This window comes from Shewanella aestuarii, assembly GCF_014647215.1.
Classification (GTDB): Bacteria; Pseudomonadota; Gammaproteobacteria; order Enterobacterales; family Shewanellaceae; genus Shewanella; species Shewanella aestuarii.
Window position 1 is genome coordinate 194,330 of sequence record NZ_BMOT01000003.1, and the last position, 22,476, is coordinate 216,805.

The following is a 22,476-nucleotide window of genomic DNA, read 5'->3' on the forward strand; positions in this document are numbered from 1 at the left end:
GGTTATTTCAAGCTGACACGCAGGTTTGTCGATTGCAGTTGAAGCTCTGCTATGGTGTGGGCAATGTCAAAATATTTATCAATTGTAGGTGATGAGCAGCTTAGCATTTTACCAATCGGATTATATTTTAGTGCCCACAGTTGCTCAATAGTTGAGTCCATTTGGCAATAGGCAAATCTTTGTATTAAGTCATCATCAATTATCTGAAATTCTGCATTAATATCGGTGTTATTTGTCTTATTGTCCAAAGTTTGCTTTTTTAATATCACTTTTTGATATTGTGCTAGCAATACTTCGGAGTGCATGTTCAAGCTGTCATTGAGCTTAAAAAAATGTCCCAACATCCATTGTGAATAAAACTCAAAATCCGTTAATTGGTATGAGTTCTCCAGTAAAGTACTCATCATCCTTTTGCCGAAAATGTATTCCCCAGCAAACACTCGTTGAATACTTTCCGCGGACAACTCATTACTAAGAGTCCAGGATATCGGATAAGTCCCTTGGTTAGGATCTTCAACGGAAAGGAATTTCACGCCTCGCTCTAAATTACTTTTCAACATATTACCCGCTAAGCTAAAGGTAACAAGGTATGAGGAAGAGTGAAAAACATTGTGCCAAAAACGATAGTCATCATTGAGGAAGTCATTAATGATGCTTGGGCTATCCGCTCGAGAAGAAAGCAGTGCATTAATCTCTGCTATCTGTTGTATTTTTAATAATGCGGTGAAATTCAGTTGCGGCTGTTCATCGCTGACATCAATTTTTTCGTGCCAGACTGGTAAAGTCATCAATTGATGATATTGACTAATTAACTCTGTATGGGTTTGTACCATTGATTGCATTTGTGAAAGGTTATCAGCAATAAAAGTTTGGCATTGCTCTATCGAAGATAGATAACAAGTTTGCTTATATTGAATTAATGTACGGTTTTCAGCTTCAGATAAAGGCAGAGAGATCGGAGATAACTGAGTGCCAACAATTTGCTGGGTAACATTGAAAGCGTTATCCGCCTCATTGACTTGTTCAACGCCCTGTTCGGCTAATTGAGCCCATTTTTCCATTAATTGGCTATTAACCGAAAGAAACCTATCTTGGGCATTTATATACAGCAGGCTAGTAAAAACAACCGTAAATATAAATGTAAACGAAAGCACAGTATAGCCTACTATTTTTACCATTTTTTTTAGCATTGTTCTTCCTTGATTTTATTCACTTTTATTTTACAAATAACACTGAGATTAAAAGGTATCCTTATCACCTTGTTATTGCAACAACTCCCTCGCATTCGCTAAGGTATTTTCAGTGATGGCATCTCCGCCTAATAAACGTGCGAGTTCATTAATTCGCTGTTCTTTATCAAGATTTTGCATTGTAGTTTCAGTCTGTCCAGCTTTGTTAAACTTATTTACAAACATGTGTTGATGACCGTTACCGGCGACTTGCGGTAAATGGGTTACACAGAATACTTGAGTTGATTCACCTAAACTACGAAGCATTCTTCCTACAACTGCAGCAGTTGGACCTGAAATACCTACGTCAACTTCATCAAATATCAAGGTCGGTGTTGATACTTTTTTAGCGGTAATAACTTGAACGCCTAAACCTATTCGTGACAGTTCGCCTCCTGAGGCAACTTTTGCAATAGGTTGCAAAGGTTGACCAGGGTTAGTGGTGACTAAAAACTCAACTTGATCACAACCTAAGCTATTGTGCATTTCGGGGTTGAAGTTGACTGCAATTTTAAATTGTCCCTTAGGCATATTCAGTTGATGAATGGATTGTGTCACTAGCTTATCGAGCTCTTTTGCATAGCGAGTGCGACTTTGACTCAGTTTTTGTGCATGCACTAAATAGGCTTCTCTGTGGGCTGTTAAAGCTTGCCTGACTTCACCTAATTTTGTTTCATCATCACACAAATCGAACAATTCAGCTTTAAGTTGTGTGTGGTATGTTGATAAATCTTCTGGGTTAACATGGTGTTTACGCGCTAATTGCATTGCACTCGATAAACGTTTTTCTAAATATGCAAAATGTTCAGGGTCTAACTCTAAACGGCTTAGGTAGTCTTCAATTTCACCTGAGCTTTCTTGTATTAGGATTAATGCTTCATTGAGCATATTGGCGACAGGAGCAAGTTTGTCATCTACCGACTGTAAGTTATCCGCTAAATGAATAACTTTGTTTAGTAATGACTCAATATTGACTTCTTCATCTTCAGACAATAACGCCAAACCTGCCTGACATGACTCGATAAGTTCAGTGCCGTTTGCAAGGCGTTTATGTTCTTGCTCTATTTCGACAAATTCACCTTCGGCTAAGTTAAATTCATCTAACTCTTCTACTTGGTATTGCAGTAATTGCTTGCGAGAAATGCGTTCATGCTGAGCAAGCTCTAAACTTTTTAGATCGTTTTCAGCTTGTTTCGTTCGCTGATAACTAGCCTGCACAGTATCGATTAATAATTTGTGATTGGCATAGCTATCAAGCAATGTCAGTTGATGCTCACTTTTAAGCATGGCGTGGTGAGCATGTTGGCCATGAATACCAATTAGTAATTGGCCAATGGCTTTTAGCTGAGTGATAGGTACAGGGTTACCATTGATGTAGGCACGAGAGCGGCCATCACTGTTGATGGTTCTACGAAGAATACAATCTTCTTCGTTATCCAGATCGTTATCTTCTAACCAACGCTTCGCCTGCGGTACATCGTGCAATGTGAATCTTGCGCTGACTTCGGTTTTGCTTGCGCCAGGTCGCACTGTATTGGCATCACTGCGATTACCTAAGCATAAACCAAGTGCATCAATAGCAATAGATTTACCCGCACCAGTCTCACCTGTGATGGTGGTCATCCCAGCTTTAAAATCTAATTCTAAAAAACGTACGATAGCAAAATTGTTGATGCTGAGTTGGCAAAGCATAATGAATTCCTGTCAATGAAACTACCAAACCACTGTATTGATAAACAGTATATACTGATTTTTTATACAGTAAAGTGGTTGATGGAAAATTATCTTTGGATGTTTGTTAGTCTGTTTGCGGGTGTTATTTAACCATAAGATTTTAGTAGCGTTTCAATAATTGGCAAACTGAAAAAAGTCACTAAGGTCCCGTATAGAATAGCTTGAGCACTGATATTGGCGTGTACTTGATAACGCTCTCCCAGTAAGTAAACACTCGCTGCAGTGGGTAAGGCGGCTAAAATTACCCCCATGGCGATTAGCTCTTGTGCAACACCAAAGGTATTAAGCAATCCGAATGCAATCAGTGGTTGAATAATGAGTTTTAGTAAGTTGATTGCATTAAGTTCAGCGACTAGGCTTGATTTAAACAGCTTATCGCCACCCTGTTGGCGTAATGCTTTTACCAGAACCATGCCGATAGCGAATAACGCACAAGGACTCGAAGTGTTACCAAGTTGATGTAGCATTAATGAAACACTCGCTGGCAGTTCCAAATGGCAAGCTGATAAGGTAATGCCAATTAGGCTGCCTACCACAATTGGGTTTTTAGCTAACGCCGACAGCATAATCAAAATTGCGGGTTGAGAGGTTTGCTTATTTTTACTGGCGAGTTCTATCGATACCAGTGCAAATGCAAACATAATTACAGAAAGCAAACTTGCAATAGCGGCGGTGACTAATGCCATTTTGTTATTCGGAAACATTATGCTTAACAATGGAATACCAATAAATGCAGTATTACCGAATGTTGAGTTTAGGGCTCGCATCGCTGCAATTGCTTGCTTTTTGGGCGTTATCCATAAAGAAGTGCCAATGACAACCGCATAGGTGATCACCATTGCAAGGCTAAAACCCGCTATAAATCCCCATTGAATAATATCCTCGATTCGAGTTTCGGCTAAAACAATCAACAAAATAGCGGGGAAGGCGACATAATAAACAAATTGATTAAGGATGAGATCCGTGTCTTGTGGCAATATTCTCATTTTTTGAACTAGTCCACCTAGTAACATTATGGCGAATACCGCGAATAGTGGCGTAAATGCACTCGACATCCTTAGTAATTCCTTAGCAAAATGATAGTGTTGCCACATTACTACTTTTGATTATGGTGATGCAATTAGACTATTGCTTAAAGCCGCTAGCTTGTTGCTTCAAGTTAGGTGAGCCTCAATTCAATATGATACCAATCGTAATAAATAACTGATCATTCTAGCTTGTGATAATACCTGATAACGGCGTTAGATTTTTTGATTGTAGAATAACTACGTATCAAAAAAATCTGCCTTGATATCACGCATTGTTCCTACGCTATTTCTGGCCACTTATTTATTGTGATTGGTATGACTTGTAATCGAATCGACATGAGAGTTAGCGTGATTCTATGTTAGAGGCTTGCTTGTGCTTCTAGCCTTCGGTTTAATGGCTAACCATTGCAACCCAAACAGCCAGAAAGTCATTTCAGGCTGTTCACGGGCAAGCATTATTTAGTCGCGCGGGTTTATGCGGTAATGATTTAATGTGGTTTTTATAAACGACTATTGCATGCTAATACCAATGTTAGACACGCCTGCATCAATAATGTCTTTTCTTAAACCTTTGACTAACTCTGGATTAATGTCTGGATTGGCTTCAATTATATCTAACAGCATATCTTGCAGCTCTTTTTCCTCTTGCATCACCGGATGTGCGAACACAAAGTCATCTAATGCTTCATCCATCAGACTCTCATCGCTTATCGCTTCAATATAATTAGCAACAGTACTTGAAGACAGTTTACTGATATTAATAATATCATCTTCCATTTTAGCCGATATAGCACTCATTAGCGTTGATATTGCCACTGCAGCATCCATTGCAGGGTACGCACCATATGCTTCAAAATCAGCAGGATCTGGGGTGTTTTCCTCTATACGTTGTAAATGCACATCAACATTGAATTTGGTTTTTTTATCATACTGGCTTTGCCATAGCAGCTCTAATGCTGTTGATAAAACCATAGGTTGGCCAAACTCACATACTTCAGAAAATAATTGATAATTTGGCAGCATACGTTGGCATAAAGCAACAGCAAATAATTGCTTCTGAGGCAAAGATAACGCCTTTAAACGTTTAAAAAATCCAGGTTTATTAGTCATGCTTGATGTCCATTGATAACTGTTCTAATACTTGAGTTGCTGCTGATTCTACCTTAGTTAGCTCATCAAGTAACTCAAGTATTTCCGGTTCTAGCTCACTGGTTTGCGTTTTATGTTTCAGCGCAGATTCTATTTCTTGGCAAAGCTTTTGAGTGGTGGGTACACCACAGTAGCAACTTGCACCATGTAATTTATGCACAGCTTGAAGCATGGCCTGTTGATCTTCATTTTGCATCGCTGATTCTATGGTGGCGATGGTTTCAGGAATGGAGTCAACCATCATTTTAAGCATCTCAAGCGCCAGATTCGGCTTCTGGTTTGCTTGCCGTAGACACAAATCCCAATTGAGCGTATGTAGATCAAAATGGGTGAATTTAGGTTTCGCCACCCAGCGATTAATCACTTTCTTTAATGAAGATTCATCAATAGGTTTTGCTAGTACCCCATCCATTCCTGATGCGAGAATATTTTCCCGCTCTTCAGAAATAGCATGTGCGGTTACGGCAATAATCGGAGTATGACGATTCATCGAATCATGGCGAATTTTTTGAGATGCAGTAATGCCATCAATGCCTGGCATTTGAATGTCCATGAAAATTAATTCGAAGCTTTTAGACCTAGCCAATTTAATTGCTTCTTCACCACTTTTGGCTGTGGTGACGCTAAATACTAACTCTTGCAGTAATGAATCAATTAACTTCAAATTAGCCAGATTATCATCCACGGCTAACACTGAGACATTTAATCTTTCATTGTTACTTTCTACAGCTAAAGGCATTAACTGTTGTAATGTTTTGGGTGTAGGTGGGTATATAAGGTGTCTCGCCAACTGAGTGTCACTGATAGGCACTGTTAGCAATAAATCGGTATTGGGTTTGAGGTGATTAATAATCACCTCTTGGTCAATACAGTCATGTAATAGAATTAGACAGTTAGTGTGTACCTTGGCTTGTTTTAGTGTAGCCGTTATTTGTTCTGGATCGCTAAAACCATGGCAACTCATTAATATATAATCAAAATGAATATTGGGTTGCTCAAACGTTGCATGGAGATGATCTAATTGTCCGACACTGGTCAGTTTTAAATGCCATGATTCTAAACGTTGATTTAACACATCACGGGTTAATTCGCGAGGCTCGAACAATAGAATCGATTTCCCTGGCAGCACATCCATTGGCAGCACTTCACCAATTTCAAACTGGCTGATGCTTAGCGGTAAAATAAACCAGAAGTTAGAGCCTTTATTAGGACTTGATGTGAAACCAATTTGTCCCCCCATCTGGTTGATCAGACGCTTAGTAATAACTAAACCAAGTCCGGTACCACCAAAACGGCGGGAAATTGAAGAGTCTGCCTGACCAAATGCTTGGAATAAATATTCTTGCTGACTTTCGTCAATACCAATACCAGTATCAATAATTTCACACCTTAAGGTGACATTATCTTCTGTTGAGCCGACCAAGGTAATTTTGAGGATCACGCTGCCTTTATCAGTAAACTTAATCGCATTACCAACAAGGTTGGTAATAATTTGATTCACTCGCATAGCATCACCGCTGACACTTTCAGGCACGTTTGAATCAATATCTATCACCAGTTCTATGCCTTTTTCTCGAGCACTACCAGCAATAATGCTTAATGTGTCAGCCAAGGTTTCTCGAAGCGCAAAAGGCATTTTCTCAAAGACCATTTTCCCAGCTTCAAGTTTTGAGAAGTCCAAAATGTCATTGATGATCCCCAGTAAGTTACTGGCGCTACGTTCAATGGTTTTGATGTAATCTAACTGACTAGAGTGAAGTGGTGTTTTGATAAGTTGTTTTGCAAAGCCAATCACGCCATTAAGAGGTGTGCGTAACTCATGGGACATATTAGCCAAAAACTCTGATTTAATTCGACTGGCTTCTAATGCCCGCTTTTTGGCTAAATCCAATTCCACGTTTTGAATTTCAATTTGCTCTAGGGTTTCGCGTAAATCAGATGTCGCTTGATCAATATTTTGCTGCATTTCATCGTGATACTCGCTCAGTGAACCCGCCATTGCGTTAATACCGCGTTTTAATAAATCCAGCTCACCGATTAAATTACCGTCTAGTCGAGTATCAAGTTTACCTTCTCGAATTTTGGCCACCACGCGCACCATTTCGGTGATGGGATGATTCACATGTTTGACTAAGCGAAAGGTAAAAAATAAATTAAATTGCACGCCAATTAACACAATAATGAACGCTGCAATAGCAGCACGATGCTGTTCAAGTAAGGCATTTTCTTTATTTACCAGAATGGCAATGTAACCTAGCACTTGTTCCTGTTTATTATTATAAATCGGCTTGGCTATGCTTTGCCCTGCTAGCTGATTTTGTTGAAAATTGCTTTCGGCCGAATAAAGATTGGCATCATTTTTGATAAATGCTAATGGATCTAAATCTGTGTTGGCAATGATTGGACTTCTGATGATTAAAATATCATTAAGGGTAGTAAATTCAGTGGCATTTAATTCAGATAGAGGTAACTGAGTGCGCATCATTTCAAAATCTTTGTGATAATGAGATGTGACAAATAATTGATTTTGATTATCAAAAATAGCTAATGACAGTACTAAGGATGCGTTACGCATCTGTGAGGCAGCAAGTAGTTTTTTTGTTGATATTCTGTCTTGAGTGACAATACCAAATTCGCTGGCTAAAGCTAAAGGCTCTATAATACTAGTGCCTTTTGCCATCAGCGTTTCTTCAAGTTCATAAAAGCGGTTTATGGTGAAGTAACTTCCAAGTAGAATACCCACCACAACGGTAGGAGCCAATGCCAGTACCAGTACCCATGAACGTAGGCTGTATTTAGTCATATTTTCGGTACTTTTCATGTTTTGGGCTTACGTTCCTACAAAAAATTGTTGATATTCAGTCTAGACTGCCAGAAATCGCGCACTCTTGACTAGTGTTTTATTCATTTTTAGAGGCCGAAATGGCACAATTTTTTAAAGCTAAACCAAACAAATCTAAGCAATTATCTTCAAAGCTTAGTCTTGATATTACTCAACTGGATCATTTAGGCGCCGGTATGGCCCAATATCAAGGGAAAGTGGTGTTTGTTGCCGGAGCATTACCTGATGAAAAGGTGACAGTGCAATTAACCGAGCAAAAGAAAAATTATGCCAAGGCTAAGCTGATTAAAATTGAACAAGCATCATTACAGCGTCGCGAGCCAAATTGTCCTCATTATGTGGAATGTGGCGGCTGCGATTTACAGCATTTAGATGTTGCGGCGCAACGCGATCACAAGCAAAGTGCGTTAATTGACTTAATGAGTAAATTAGGGCGAGATCTTGTTGCTGACGAATTAGTGGCACCCGCTATTGTTGGTGATGCATGGCATTACCGACGCAGAGCCCGTTTAGCGACTGTTTTTGATAAAAACACTAACCATTTGCAGTTAGGTTTTAGGCAAACCGCTTCCAGTAAAATTGTCTCAATTACTCAGTGCAGCGTACTCGCAAAACCATTATCGGACTTGATCACACCTTTTGCCGCCAATTTGAACCAATTAAAGTCAAAATCGAATTTAGGTCACTTAGAGTTAAGCCAAGCTGAAAATGGCTTATTTGCCGTTTTGCGAGTCACTAAAACCTTACCGGCTTCAGATATCCGCTGGTTAACTGAATTTGCTGCTACCCATAGCATTTGTTTATTGCTACAAGACAATGACAATAACCTGACTCAATTGCATCCTCAATTATCAACAGAAATGGGCGAGAGTAAGGTTACATTACCTTTTTATTCATTAGCTGCTGAAAATCATCCGCAACAAACGGTTCGCTGTGAGTTTACTCCAGGCAATTTTGTTCAAGTTAATGGTCCGGTTAATCATGCCATGGTAGCACAGGCATTAAACTGGCTAGATCCACAAACGGATGAGCGTGTGCTTGATTTATTTTGCGGCGTAGGCAATTTCTCGCTCCCGCTGGCATCAAGTGCGGCAAAAGTGATTGGTGTGGAAGGGGTAACTGACATGGTTCTGCAGGCAAAAAACAATGCCAGATTAAATCAGTTAGACAACTTATCGTTTCACCATGCCGATTTGAGCGCGGACCTTACCCATGAAAAATGGTTAGGAAAAATTGACAAGCTGCTTTTAGATCCCGCCAGAGCGGGTGCTTTTGAAAGCTTACAATGGCTTAAAAAAATGCGTCCTAAAAAGGTGGTTTATGTTTCCTGTAATCCCGCCAGTTTGGCCCGCGACAGTAAAGTGCTACTTGACCAAGGATACCAACTAAGCAAGATAGGTATGGTTGATATGTTTCCACAAACGCATCATATTGAAGCCATGGCATTATTTGAACTGAATAAGTCGTAAACATAGTCATTTACACTTTATTCAATTGATAAATAAAGCCGTTACGCTCAATATAGTCTAACTATCATTAGGTGCTATTGACGATTAAATGTGAAAGTTACCTAGGTTTACTGCCATTTTATTTTGCAGATTAAGCCTGATTCTATTAATGGTCCGTTTGGCAAAAAAGTTCATAGCATTGCTGTGTTGATAAACAGCAATGAGTAAGGAAAAAACATGGTTTCAGTTCGCGAAGCACATTTCAATACAGATGATTTCAATCTTGAAGATTGGGTGGCAAGGTACATCGAAGATGTCAATGATGCACAAATGCTACTTGAGATGCTCAAGAAAATGGAAGCATTACCTATTAAAGATAAGTTTGCACATACTCAACTGCTAACTCGTGCTCGCGAAATGATTGAAATCCTGGCGCCATTAAATATGGATCTAGAAACGCTTCAAGCTGCATTATTGTTTGTTATTTTAGAAGCTGAGCAGATCACCGAAGAGAAGATCAATGAGCTTTATGGCGATTCATTAGCCAAATTAGTGGCCAGTGTGGTGACCATGAATGCCATAGGGGCATTGAAAGTCACCGACAGTCGCAGCGCCGAACCCCAAATCGATAATATCCGCAAGATGTTATTGGCCATGGTTGAAGATGTTCGTGCCGTGGTGATTAAACTAGCCGAGCGAGTGTGTTTATTGCGCGCGGTAAAAAATGCTGATGAAGAAACCCGGGTATTACTTGCAAGGGAAATAGCTGATATCTATGCGCCATTGGCTAACCGTTTAGGGATCGGTCAATTAAAATGGGAGCTAGAAGATATCTCGTTTCGCTATCTTCACCCAACCGTTTATAAAGATATTGCCAAGCAACTGGATGGCAAACGGATGGATCGTGAAGTTTATATCGACAAATTTGTGACTCAACTACAACAACGTTTAGATGATGATCAGATTCGTGCCAAAGTTTACGGTAGACCCAAGCATATCTACAGTATTTGGCGCAAAATGAAAGGTAAAGACCTCAAGTTTGACGAACTGTTTGATGTACGAGCAGTGCGCATTGTGACCGACAGACTTCAAGACTGCTATGGTGCTTTAGGCGTTGTGCATGACTTATGGCACCACATCCCACGTGAGTTTGATGACTATGTGGCTAACCCTAAACCCAACGGCTATCAATCTATTCATACTGTTGTTGTTGGACCAGAAGGAAAAACCGTTGAGATCCAAATACGCACCGAAGCTATGCATCAAGATGCCGAGCTTGGCGTAGCAGCCCACTGGAAGTATAAAGAGGGCGCAAATACGGTTAAACAAAGCGGTTACGAAGAAAAAATTAATTGGCTGCGTAAAATTTTGCAATGGCAAGAAGACGTTGCCGAAAGCGGTAACTTGGTTGATGAAGTGCGCAGTCAAGTGTTTGAAGACCGTGTCTATGTCTTTACTCCAAGCGGCGAGGTGGTCGATTTGCCACTAGGCTCAACGGTATTAGATTTTGCTTACTATATCCATTCACAAGTAGGACATAGATGTATTGGGGCTAAGGTCGATGGCAGAATTGTGCCATTTACTTACCAGGTTGAAACGGGTGAGCGCATTGAAATTATCACCTCAAAAATAGCTAACCCTAAACGTGATTGGTTAAATCCGAATTTAGGCTATATCAAGTCTTCACGTTCACGTTCAAAAATTCAGCATTGGTTTAAACAGCAAGACCGAGATAAGAACATTATCGCAGGTAAAGAAATGCTGGAAACAGAGTTACACCGTGTGGGTTTAAAGCTCAAAGATGCCACTATTGCGGTTGAACGGTTTAATTTAAATGGCATGGATGACATGCTAGCGGCCATTGGTGGTGGTGATTTACGCTTAAACCAGGTTGTTAACTTTATTGAAAGTAAGTTGCGTGTTGGGTCCGTATCCGAAGAAGAACTGGTTGAAGACATTTTAAAGAAAGCTGTTCATCGACCTAAAAAGCAAGGTAAAGGGCAAGTTGAAGTCAATGGTGTGGGTAATTTACTCAGCCACATTGCCCGTTGTTGCCAGCCGGTGCCAGGTGATGAGATTTTTGGCTACATCACAATGGGACGGGGGATTTCGGTACATCGCAGTGATTGTGAACAGGTCAAAGAGTTAATGCGAGCTCACCCAGAACGCGCGGTTGATGTGGTCTGGGGGGAAAACTATTCGGGCGGTTATCGTATCCGAGTGAAAGTGATTGCCCATGATCGTAGTGGTTTATTACGCGATTTGACTACCGTTCTTGCTGCCGAAAAATCAAACGTGATGGCCATGAGTTCAACATCCGATGTTAAATCTCAAACAGCAACCGTCGAGTTAGAGCTTGAGCTATATAATGTCGATGATTTATCTAGAGTGTTATCTAAACTGTCACAAGTCGATGGCGTGATAGAATCGCGACGTTTGTAATTCAATTTTTTACATTGTTTACTTAAGTTTTTTAGGCTGTTATGGATATAAAACATCAGGCGCAGATACAACCTCTACTCGAGATTATGCAAAAATTGCGTCATCCAGTTGATGGTTGTCCGTGGGATTTAGCACAAGACTTTCAAACTATTGTGCCGTTTACCATCGAAGAAGCCTACGAGGTTGCCGATGCAATTGAGCGCACTGCATGGGATGAGCTGCCTGATGAGCTTGGTGACTTACTGTTTCAAGTGGTGTTTTATTGCCAGCTCGCAACAGAACAGGGAAAATTTGATTTCTCAACTGTGGTTGAGAGAATCTGTGCCAAGCTCATTCGTCGACATCCACATGTGTTTAATGCGCCCGATATAGCGTCACCTGAGCACACGGCTAACCAGGTTAAACAAACCTGGGAAGCCATTAAGGCACAAGAGCGTGCCGATAAGCTGCAACTATCTTTACTTGATGATATTCCCCAAGCTTTACCTGCATTAAAGCGGGCCATAAAAATTCAAACTCGAGTGGCAAAAGTAGGATTTGATTGGCCTGAGCTTGAACCTGTGGTGGCAAAAATCTACGAGGAAGTTGATGAAGTACTCGTTGAAGCTAAATTAGTTGCTACGGATCCAGAACATTACCAACCTAAAGTGGTAGATGAAATGGGGGATTTGTTGTTTGCTGTTGTTAACCTAGCTCGTCATTTAAATGTGGATCCTGAGCAGGCATTACGTCAGGCAAACAATAAATTTGAGCGACGTTTTAAGGGCGTAGAAAACTGTGTTGTTCAAAGCGGTAAACAATTTGATGATCATAGTCTTGAGCAACTGGATAGCTATTGGGATCAAGTAAAACGCCAAGAAAAAACATCTCTTTAAGACTAAATCCATGCTTGAATCGATCCGCAAAGCGCATATCGGCGAAATTATCGCTGTTTTGGTTTGTCGAATCGACATCACTTTGGTATACTATCGCCCCGTCCTAGTGCTTTCTTACAAGCACGTATTTTCCAACACATTTTCTCAGGTTCAGCATGACTACAAGGTATATCTTCGTTACTGGTGGCGTTGTTTCATCACTAGGTAAAGGCATTGCAGCAGCATCGTTAGCGGCAATTTTAGAGGCTCGTGGCCTCAATGTAACCATTATGAAACTGGACCCATACATCAACGTTGATCCAGGTACCATGAGCCCAACTCAGCACGGTGAAGTGTTCGTGACTGAAGATGGTGCTGAAACTGACTTAGACTTAGGTCATTACGAGCGTTTTATTCGCACTAAAATGAATCGCCGTAATAACTTTACTACCGGTTCAATTTACGAAGAAGTTTTGCGTAAAGAACGTCGCGGTGATTATTTAGGTGCAACCATTCAGGTTATTCCTCACATTACCAATGCGATCAAAGAAAAAGTTATTGCGGGTGGCGAAGGTCATGATGTGGCTATCGTTGAGATTGGCGGTACAGTAGGTGATATCGAATCATTGCCATTCCTTGAATCTATCCGTCAATTAGGTGCTGAACTAGGACGTGAACGTACCCTATTTATTCACTTAACCTTAGTGCCATTTTTAGGTGCTGCGGGTGAGATTAAAACCAAACCTACTCAGCATTCTGTGAAAGAATTACGCTCAATTGGTATTGCCCCAGATGTATTAGTTTGTCGTGGTGACCGCGCGGTTCCTGCTAATGAAAAAGCCAAAATTTCATTATTCTGTAACGTTGAAGAGCGTGCGGTTATCTCGCTAAAAGACGTAGACAGTATTTATAAAATCCCAGCACTTCTTCGCTCACAGGGCTTAGATGATTTAGTGATCAAGCGTTTCAACATTGATTGTGCTGATGCGGATTTATCTGAGTGGGAAAATGTAATTTACCAAGAAGCTAACCCAAATGGCGAAGTTACCATTGGTATGGTAGGTAAATATATTGAATTACCTGATGCGTATAAATCAGTTAACGAAGCTTTGAAACATGCCGGATTGAAAACCCGTGTGAACGTTAATATTAAGTATATTGACTCACAAACTGTTGAAGCCAAAGGCGAAGAAGTATTACAAGGGCTTGATGGTATTTTAGTACCTGGTGGTTTTGGTGAGCGTGGCGTTGAAGGTAAGATTTTAGCGGCAAAATTTGCTCGTGAAAACAACCTGCCATATTTTGGTATTTGTCTCGGTATGCAGGTTGCTCTTATTGAGTTTGCGCGCAACGTGGCTAACCTTGAAGGCGCACATTCAACAGAATTTAACAAAGATACTCAATATCCAGTCGTCGGCTTGATCACTGAATGGATCAATGAAGATGGTGATGTTGAACAGCGTCATGAAGCGTCTGATCTAGGTGGCACTATGCGTTTAGGTGCGCAACTATGTCATTTACTTGATGGCTCTAAAGCGGCAACCGCATACAAAGGTGCCACCTGTATTGAGCGTCATCGCCACCGTTATGAAGTAAATAACAATTACGTTGAACGTTTAGAGAAAGCTGGTTTGGTATTTAGTGGTTTATCTTCTGATCGTAAATTGGTTGAAATGATTGAGTTGCCAAATCATCCTTGGTTTGTTGCGGGTCAATTCCACCCAGAATTTACTTCAACACCTCGCGACGGTCACCCATTGTTCGAAGGCTTTATTTCTGCGTCATTAGCTTATCAGAAAAAAGATTTGAACTAATAAATCAAGCCGCTGACTATGATGTCAGCGGCTTTTTTGTTACTGAGTTTAAATAAACTTAATGACAACTTGCGCTAGATCGACTTGTAGATAAATTGATAGTTGCTGTCAGGTTCAATTCGATTTATCCTAGCTGTTGTGGATTTAAATTACCAAAATGAAAGTTAATACCAATAAAAAGTCTTAAAATAGCTTATAAACGGGTTTTTATTGGTGTTAATTTTTTATTTGATTTTAAACTTTCAGTATTACTGACATTATTTACGAGGGAATTATGGCTAACATTATTAACGTCATCGGTCGCGAAATCATGGATTCACGCGGTAACCCAACAGTTGAAGCCGAAGTGCACTTAGAAGGCGGTTTTATTGGTATGGCTGCTGCACCATCTGGCGCATCAACTGGTAGCCGTGAAGCATTAGAATTACGTGATGGCGATAAATCACGTTATTTAGGCAAGGGCGTATTAAAAGCCGTTGCAGCAGTTAATGGTCCAATCGCAAAAGCTTTAATCGGTAAAGATGCATTAGCGCAAGCTGAACTTGATCAAATCATGATCGATTTAGATGGCACAGAAAACAAAGCAAATTTTGGTGCAAATGCCATTCTTGCTGTGTCTTTAGCAGCGGCAAAAGCTGCAGCAGCATCTAAAAAAGTTCCTTTATACGCTCACATTGCTGACTTAAATGGCACGCCTGGTGTTTATTCAATGCCATTACCTATGATGAACATCATCAATGGTGGTGAGCATGCTGATAACTCAGTGGACATTCAAGAGTTTATGATCCAGCCTGTTGGCGCAGCAACTTTCCGTGAAGGTTTACGTATGGGTGCTGAAGTATTCCATAGTTTAGCCAAAGTACTTAAGTCTCAAGGCCATTCAACCGCTGTAGGTGATGAAGGTGGTTTTGCACCAAACCTAGAATCAAACGCTGCTGCGCTTGCTGCAATTAAAATTGCTGTTGCCAACGCGGGATACGAATTAGGCAAAGACATCACGTTGGCTTTAGATTGTGCTGCATCTGAGTTTTATAACAAAGAAGAAGGCATTTACGATCTTAAAGGTGAAGGTAAGCAATTTACTTCTGAACAGTTTAACTACTTCTTAGAAGATCTTGTTAACCAATATCCAATCGTCTCTATTGAAGATGGCTTAGATGAATCTGACTGGGACGGTTTTGCTCACCAAACCAAATTACTTGGCGATAGAATTCAATTAGTGGGTGATGATTTATTTGTTACCAACACTAAAATTCTTAAGCGTGGTATTGATAACGGTATTGCCAACTCTATTCTGATTAAATTCAACCAAATTGGTTCGTTAACCGAAACATTGGCTGCGATTAAAATGGCTAAAGATGCAGGTTTTACTGCAGTTATTTCTCACCGTAGCGGTGAAACCGAAGACTCAACTATCGCTGATTTAGCAGTAGGTACAGCAGCGGGTCAAATCAAGACGGGTTCATTAAGTCGTAGTGATCGCGTTGCTAAGTACAACCAATTATTACGCATTGAAGAAGCGTTAGGTTCAAAAGCACCTTACAACGGTCTTAAAGAAGTTAAAGGCCAAGCATAATATTTTGCTTTGCTGATTAAAAAGGCCACCACTCGGTGGCCTTTTTTGTTGTATCATAAGCTTACTCATCATTTCGGATAATTTGCTTAGTTACTATGAAGAAACTTTTATTCGCTTTAACGATCCTGTTAGCGTTACTCCAATACAGATTGTGGATGGGCGAGAATAATTTATCTGAATATTTCCTGCTGCAAACTCAAATTCAAGCTCAGCAAGAAAGCAATGCTAAATTGATTGCCCGAAATCAAATTCTTAAACAAGAAATCATTGATCTAAAAAGCGGTACCGAAGCGATAGAAGAACGAGCCCGAAACGAGTTAGGCCTCGTGAAAGAGGGAGAAACATTTTATCGTGTAGTCGGTGCAGAATTACGAGATCGAAATCGTTTTGGCCATTAATCAAATGACAGCAGCTATTCGTAACTTTGTCGCTATCGTTCCTGCTGCGGGTATTGGCAGTCGAATGGGCGCAGCTATCCCCAAACAGTATTTAAGGTTAGGACAAGAAACAATTTTGTCTCATACCCTAGAGCGCTTATTAACCCACCCTGCTATTTCACAGGTGATTGTGGCCTTGCATCCTGAAGATGATTTGTTCCCGCAATTGCCGCTGGCAACACATCCTAAACTGACTCAAGTCATCGGTGGCGCTGAGCGTGCTGATTCAGTGCTGGCAGCGCTTCAAGTCGTGGAAAATGATGCCTGGGCTTTAGTACATGATGCTGCTCGCCCCTGTTTGACGCATAACGATATTGATAAACTGATGCTTGCCCTGAATCAGTTTCCGCAAGGGGCAATTTTAGCGGCACCAGTGAGAGATACCATGAAGCGTGGCAATGCCGGTGGTACTATTGAGCATACTGTCGAACGCACTCAACTTTGGCACGCATTAACTCCCCAGCTTTTTCCTGCATCAGCACTGAAACACAATCTGCAGCAAGCGTTACAAGCAAAAGCCACAATTACCGATGAAGCTAGCGCCATGGAGTGGGCGGGTATTCACCCAGGGTTAGTAGCAGGACGGGTTGATAATATAAAAGTAACTCATCCTGATGATTTAGAACTTGCCCAGTTGTTTTTGTCTCAACAAGCAATCTTAATATAAATAAGGTTATCCAATGAAAATGCGAATAGGCCATGGTTTCGATGTGCATAAGTTTGGTTCAGATAAACCGCTTATTTTAGGCGGCGTGACCGTTCCATATGAGACTGGACTCATTGCGCATTCAGATGGTGATGTGGTTCTTCATGCAATAAGCGATGCTATATTAGGGGCGATGGCGCTTGGCGATATCGGAAAACATTTTCCTGATACAAACGCTCAATTTGCTGGTGCAGATAGCCGCGTATTATTGCGTCACTGTTATGATTTAGCGCAACAGAAAGGCTATAGCATTGGTAACTTAGACGTCACCGTGATTGCTCAAGCACCTAAAATGGCACCGCATATTGACGCAATTCGCCGCTGCCTTGCTGCGGATTTAAACACTGCAATTGAAGACATTAATGTTAAAGCGACCACAACCGAAAAATTAGGCTTTACCGGTCGTAAGGAAGGTATCGCTGTCGAGTCCGTCGTGTTAATGGTACAAAAATAGAGCGCTCACCCATGATATCTGAATTACATTATTTACATTCAAAGCCAACAAGTACTGCCGATTTACGCACTTATAATAGTGATTTCATTGTTGAAGAGATATTACCCTTTTCGCCGACTGGCGAGGGTGAACATCATATGCTTCATATTCGAAAAGATGGATTAAACACAGGCCATGTAGCAGAAACCTTGGCAAAATTTGCCAAGGTACACCCTAAAGAAGTGACATATGCTGGCCAAAAAGATAAAAATGCGCAAACTGAACAGTGGTTTGGAATCCGTATACCAGGAAAAGATACCCCTGATTGGCAGCAACTTAATAGCGATAAATTAACGATTTTATCCAGCCACCGTCATGGCAAAAAATTGCGCATTGGTGCACTTTTAGGTAATCGATTTACGCTCACATTGCGTAATGTGACCAATGTTGAAGCAATGCAGCAGCGATTTAATCAAATTGCTACTGTCGGAGTGCCCAATTATTTTGGTGAGCAACGTTTTGGCCATAATGGTAAAAACTTACTTCAAGGCAGACAGATGCTTTCTGGTGCTCGTAAAGTTCATGACCGAGCCAAGAAAAGCATGTATTTATCTGCTGTGCGCTCGCATATCTTTAATCAGGTAGTGTCATACCGTCTGGCTCATCATCAATTAACCCCAATAGCAGGTGACTGTGTCATGCTCGCGGGCAGTAAAAGTTATTTTGTTGCAGAGCAATGGGATGAATTATTGCTAAACCGATTAGCCGAGGATGACATAGGTTTTTCTGCGCCGCTATGGGGAAGAGGCTTACCATTGGCATTAACCGATGCTGCAGAAATGGAAGCGTTGGCGGTTAATGAATATAAAGAAGACCTGACCGGGCTTGAAAATGCTGGGTTGAGTCAAGAACGTCGTTTATTGTTACTTAAGCCGCAAGCAATGAAATGGCAAGTGAATGAAGACGTTTGTGTTATTGAGTTTATGTTACCCGCAGGTAGCTATGCCACATCTGTGTTACGTGAGTTAGTCGATTATCAGGACGTACAAGAGATGAACTGGAAAGCTATGGTGGCAGAACAACAATCACAAACGCCTGAATAACAGCTCACTACCTAAGGAGCAATAACTCAAATGATTAATATTCTAGTGAGTAATGATGATGGTGTTAATGCCCCCGGGATCATTGCATTAACGGATGCATTAAAAACCTTTGCGAAAGTGTTGACCGTTGCTCCTGATAGAAATTGTTCCGGGGCAAGTAATTCTTTAACCTTGACTAATCCATTAAGAATTAATAACTTAGATAATGGTTATATTTCGGTTAATGGTACGCCAACAGATTGTGTGCATTTAGCCATTAGGCAACTATGTCATCTTGAGCCTGACATTGTGGTGTCTGGTATCAATGCTGGCGCTAATATGGGTGATGATACCTTATATTCAGGTACCATAGCCGCGGCTATGGAAGGTCGATTTTTAGGGCTTCCTGCAATTGCTATTTCACTAGCGGGTAAAAAATTGCTGCATTACGACAGCGCCGCAGAGTATGCGGTGAGAATAGTGAAAAGTCTGTTAACGCATCCAATTGAGTCAAACCAGATTTTAAATGTAAATGTACCTGATTTGCCACTCGATCAAATTAAAGGTATTAAAGTGACTCGTCTTGGTGCGCGTCATAAAGCTGAGGGAATGGTCAAAACGACCGATCCAGCAGGTAAAGACATTTATTGGTTAGGTCCTGTAGGTGTTGAACAGGATGCGGGCGAAGGAACAGATTTTGGCGCAATTGCTGCCGGCTTTGTTTCTATCACACCGTTAACTGTTGATTTAACTGCATATAATCAACTATCAACGCTAGCTGATTGGGTAACTAAAATATGACAGGTGTTTCATCTGCACGAGCGGTCAATTTAACAAAAAAATTAACCGAAATAGGGATCAGGGATCAAGCCGTATTAAACGCGGTAGCGAATACACCACGAGAACTTTTTCTTGATGGTGCATTGGCGCATAAAGCCTATGAAAATACCGCTTTACCTATCGGGCAGGGACAAACCATTTCTCAACCTTACATAGTGGCAAGAATGACTGAGCTTTTGATGCAAACCCAACCTCAACGAGTGCTAGAAATCGGCACAGGTTCAGGTTATCAAGCCGCAGTGTTAGCACAATTAGTGCCAGAGCTATGTACTATTGAACGGATTAAGTCATTACAAATTCAAGCTAGACAGCGGCTTAAAAAACTTGATCTCCATAATGTCTCTTTCAAGTATGGTGATGGCTGGAAGGGATGGAGTAATCGAGGTCCCTTTGACGGTATTATGGTAACGGCAGCAGCTGCGACAGTACCTCAAGCCCTATTAGAGCAGTTAAATGATAGTGGAATATTGATTATTCCCGTTGGTGATGACCATCAACAACTGTTAAAAATAACCCGTCATGGTGATCAATACGAATCTCAGGTCATCGAGGCGGTAAAATTTGTGCCATTAATTAATGGCGATCTTGCATAACTTTATTACAGCAGTGATAGGATTTAATTTGATGTATATGGTTTGGCTGCGACTCTTCATCGTAATAACTGTGTTGTCTGGTTGCAGTTTTCAGGCGAATAGGCCTGCGCCTGTTGAAAACATCTCATCTTCAACACATCAACCTAAATATCATCGCGGTTCTTTATCCCATTCTGACTATACCGTTAAAAAAGGCGACACCCTTTATTCTATTTCTTGGGGGGCTGGGCGTCATTTTGCCGAAATAGCTAGACTGAACAATCTTAAAGCTCCATATACTATTTACCCTGGACAGAATTTAAATTTAAGTCCGTCGTCATCACAAAGTTTGGCAAATGTTAACAAAACTAGTCCTTCCGGAGTAAGTTTAGGTGCGGTTACTCCGCCCTATACAAGTACAGATTCGAGTAAAAATTCTAAAAAGAATCAACAGCAAAGCCATGTAAAACCTGGGCAAATAGCTAAATCAACGATGGTAAAAAAAGATCTTGATCACAAAGCTAAGCCTGCGTATTCTGTAACAACTACCCAACAAATAGTTAACCAAACTGAAAGTCCACCGATAGCAGATTTACCTGGTAAAGTGCAGAAGTGGTACTGGCCCGTAAAAGGAAAAATAATTGGATATTTTTCTTCTAGCGAGCAAGGCAATCAGGGGATAAAGATTGCGGGCAATCGCGGCGATATTATTAAAGCAGCCGCCGATGGGAGAGTCGTTTACGCAGGAGATGCGTTACGTGGTTACGGTAACTTAGTTATTATCAAACACAATGATGAATACTTAAGTGCTTATGCCCACACCGACAGAATTCTGGTTAAAGAAAAGCAATATGTTAGCGCAGGCCAAACAGTTGCAAAAATGGGAAGTACTGGGGCAAACCAAGTGATGCTACATTTTGAAATTCGCTATCACGGTAAGTCTGTTAACCCATTACGATATCTACCTAAGCAATAATTGTTTAGCAACATTAATAACGGAGGATAAGCAAGTGTAGATTTATAACATCACAATTAAGGTTTGGGAGAGCAATTATGAGCCAGAAAACAAGTGCTGCTAAGGCAGACCAATCTGTTGATCAAGCTAAAAAACCACAAGATGTTGAGACTGATAGCGCATTAGTTCAGCAATTAGACATTGAAGAAAAAGTCCAAGAAGACTTACATAAAAATTTAGATGCCACTCAATTATATTTAGGTGAGATAGGCTTTTCTCCGTTACTAACGGCAGAAGAAGAAGTCTTTTTTTCACGTAAAGCCCTCAAAGGTTGCGAAAAATCACGTAACCGTATGATCGAAAGTAATCTTCGTCTCGTTGTAAAAATTGCCAGAAGATACAACAACCGTGGTTTAGCACTACTCGACCTTATTGAAGAAGGTAATTTAGGATTAATCCGTGCCGTTGAGAAATTTGATCCTGAAAGAGGTTTCCGTTTTTCAACTTATGCGACTTGGTGGATCCGTCAGACCATCGAGCGCGCCATAATGAATCAAACGCGTACAATTCGTTTACCTATACACGTTGTAAAAGAATTAAATGTGTATCTTCGTACTGCTAGACAGCTTGCACAAAAACTGGATCATGAACCTACCGCAGAAGAAATCGCAGAAAAACTAGATGTTTCTACCGGCGATGTGAGTCGGATGTTGAAATTAAATGAACGTATTACTTCAGTCGATATGCCTATTGGTGGCGACAATGAGAAAGCGTTACTTGATGTGATTGCCGATGATGATTCAGTTGGACCGGATCATCAAGTACAAGATGAAGACCTATCAAACTCGATCGTAGGTTGGTTAAATGAACTGAATACTAAACAGCGTGAAGTATTAGCTCGTCGATTTGGCCTGCTAGGCTATGAGCCTTCAACTTTAGAAAATGTAGGTGCTGAGATTGGATTAACGCGCGAAAGAGTGCGCCAAATTCAGGTCGAAGCATTAAAACGTTTAAAAGATTTATTAGGCCAACAAGGCTTATCGGTTGAAGCCCTGTTTAGAGATTGATTCACAATGCCCTTAGCATTGATTATATTTGATTTTTTATAATCAAATCGTTGTGAGAGTTTATTAACTTAAAGTCATTAATAACCTCAACCATAAAAATACCTATCTTAGATAGGTATTTTTATGGTAATCAATTCTCAAAAGCTAGAGACTTTGCCTTTAAATTCAAGTTGAAGGCTTGCTAAGTACTTACGTATCCAGTCATACCCCCATCAAGCGTTACATTTACCCCTTTGGCGAGTAATTAACTTTATTTTTGATAAGTGTT

18 protein-coding genes are annotated in these 22,476 nt (G+C 40.7%); 13 read left to right on the forward strand and 5 right to left on the reverse strand.

The window, feature by feature from the left end; genetic code table 11:
* Positions 1–2: 2 nt before the first annotated feature.
* The 5 genes from IEY03_RS06875 to barA all read right to left on the reverse strand — a co-directional run bounded on the left by IEY03_RS06875 (position 3) and on the right by barA (position 7,961).
* On the reverse strand, positions 3–1,190 hold the full coding sequence (locus tag IEY03_RS06875; protein ID WP_188840613.1) for a hypothetical protein: 1,188 nt from the start codon (positions 1,188–1,190) through the stop codon (positions 3–5).
* 72 nt (positions 1,191–1,262) lie between these two features.
* Positions 1,263–2,921, reverse strand: coding sequence for a DNA repair protein RecN (gene recN, locus IEY03_RS06880; protein WP_188840614.1), 1,659 nt, complete (start codon positions 2,919–2,921; stop codon positions 1,263–1,265).
* 128 nt (positions 2,922–3,049) lie between these two features.
* A complete protein-coding gene (locus IEY03_RS06885) occupies positions 3,050–4,018 on the reverse strand; it encodes an AEC family transporter (protein ID WP_188840615.1) in 969 nt (322 codons plus the stop codon).
* 483 nt (positions 4,019–4,501) lie between these two features.
* On the reverse strand, positions 4,502–5,101 hold the full coding sequence (locus tag IEY03_RS06890) for a YjaG family protein (RefSeq protein ID WP_188840616.1): 600 nt from the start codon (positions 5,099–5,101) through the stop codon (positions 4,502–4,504).
* The gene (barA, locus tag IEY03_RS06895; RefSeq protein WP_188840617.1) at positions 5,094–7,961 is read right to left on the reverse strand and encodes a two-component sensor histidine kinase BarA; all 2,868 of its coding nucleotides are present in this window, start codon (positions 7,959–7,961) and stop codon (positions 5,094–5,096) included. The genes IEY03_RS06890 and barA overlap by 8 nt, the downstream gene beginning before the upstream one ends.
* A 101-nt stretch (positions 7,962–8,062) precedes the next feature.
* Here barA and rlmD point away from each other — a divergent pair, with 101 nt between their 5' ends.
* The 13 genes from rlmD to rpoS all read left to right on the forward strand — a co-directional run bounded on the left by rlmD (position 8,063) and on the right by rpoS (position 22,208).
* Positions 8,063–9,451 carry a 23S rRNA (uracil(1939)-C(5))-methyltransferase RlmD gene (gene rlmD, locus IEY03_RS06900; RefSeq protein WP_188840618.1) on the forward strand — a complete coding sequence of 463 codons (1,389 nt, stop codon included), beginning with the start codon at positions 8,063–8,065 and terminating at the stop codon, positions 9,449–9,451.
* A gap of 216 nt (positions 9,452–9,667) precedes the next feature.
* Positions 9,668–11,872 carry a GTP diphosphokinase gene (gene relA / locus IEY03_RS06905; RefSeq protein ID WP_188840619.1) on the forward strand — a complete coding sequence of 735 codons (2,205 nt, stop codon included), beginning with the start codon at positions 9,668–9,670 and terminating at the stop codon, positions 11,870–11,872.
* A 41-nt stretch (positions 11,873–11,913) separates the two neighbouring features.
* Positions 11,914–12,747 (forward strand): nucleoside triphosphate pyrophosphohydrolase, encoded by an 834-nt coding sequence (gene mazG, locus IEY03_RS06910; RefSeq protein ID WP_188840620.1) that lies wholly within the window; start codon positions 11,914–11,916, stop codon positions 12,745–12,747.
* A gap of 155 nt (positions 12,748–12,902) precedes the next feature.
* Positions 12,903–14,540: a CTP synthase gene (gene pyrG / locus IEY03_RS06915; RefSeq protein WP_188840621.1), complete on the forward strand. Its 1,638-nt coding sequence runs from the start codon at positions 12,903–12,905 to the stop codon at positions 14,538–14,540.
* 274 nt (positions 14,541–14,814) lie between these two features.
* Positions 14,815–16,116, forward strand: coding sequence for a phosphopyruvate hydratase (gene eno / locus IEY03_RS06920; RefSeq protein WP_188840622.1), 1,302 nt, complete (start codon positions 14,815–14,817; stop codon positions 16,114–16,116).
* A 95-nt stretch (positions 16,117–16,211) separates the two neighbouring features.
* A complete protein-coding gene (ftsB, locus tag IEY03_RS06925) occupies positions 16,212–16,514 on the forward strand; it encodes a cell division protein FtsB (protein ID WP_188840623.1) in 303 nt (100 codons plus the stop codon).
* Between the two features lie 4 nt (positions 16,515–16,518).
* Complete coding sequence (ispD, locus tag IEY03_RS06930) at positions 16,519–17,220, forward strand: 2-C-methyl-D-erythritol 4-phosphate cytidylyltransferase (RefSeq protein ID WP_188840624.1); 702 nt, start codon at positions 16,519–16,521, stop codon at positions 17,218–17,220.
* Between the two features lie 13 nt (positions 17,221–17,233).
* Entirely contained in the window at positions 17,234–17,713 is a 480-nt protein-coding gene (gene ispF, locus IEY03_RS06935; protein WP_188840625.1) for a 2-C-methyl-D-erythritol 2,4-cyclodiphosphate synthase, read from the forward strand.
* A 14-nt stretch (positions 17,714–17,727) separates the two neighbouring features.
* Positions 17,728–18,795 (forward strand): tRNA pseudouridine(13) synthase TruD, encoded by a 1,068-nt coding sequence (truD, locus tag IEY03_RS06940; protein ID WP_188840726.1) that lies wholly within the window; start codon positions 17,728–17,730, stop codon positions 18,793–18,795.
* A gap of 30 nt (positions 18,796–18,825) precedes the next feature.
* Entirely contained in the window at positions 18,826–19,575 is a 750-nt protein-coding gene (surE, locus tag IEY03_RS06945) for a 5'/3'-nucleotidase SurE (RefSeq protein ID WP_188840626.1), read from the forward strand.
* Positions 19,572–20,207, forward strand: a complete 636-nt coding sequence (locus IEY03_RS06950; protein WP_188840627.1) for a protein-L-isoaspartate(D-aspartate) O-methyltransferase — start codon at positions 19,572–19,574, stop codon at positions 20,205–20,207. Before surE ends, IEY03_RS06950 begins: the two co-directional genes overlap by 4 nt.
* A 31-nt stretch (positions 20,208–20,238) precedes the next feature.
* Positions 20,239–21,162, forward strand: coding sequence for a peptidoglycan DD-metalloendopeptidase family protein (locus IEY03_RS06955; protein ID WP_188840628.1), 924 nt, complete (start codon positions 20,239–20,241; stop codon positions 21,160–21,162).
* A 77-nt stretch (positions 21,163–21,239) separates the two neighbouring features.
* Positions 21,240–22,208 carry an RNA polymerase sigma factor RpoS gene (gene rpoS / locus IEY03_RS06960; protein ID WP_188840629.1) on the forward strand — a complete coding sequence of 323 codons (969 nt, stop codon included), beginning with the start codon at positions 21,240–21,242 and terminating at the stop codon, positions 22,206–22,208.
* Positions 22,209–22,476 lie beyond the last annotated feature (268 nt).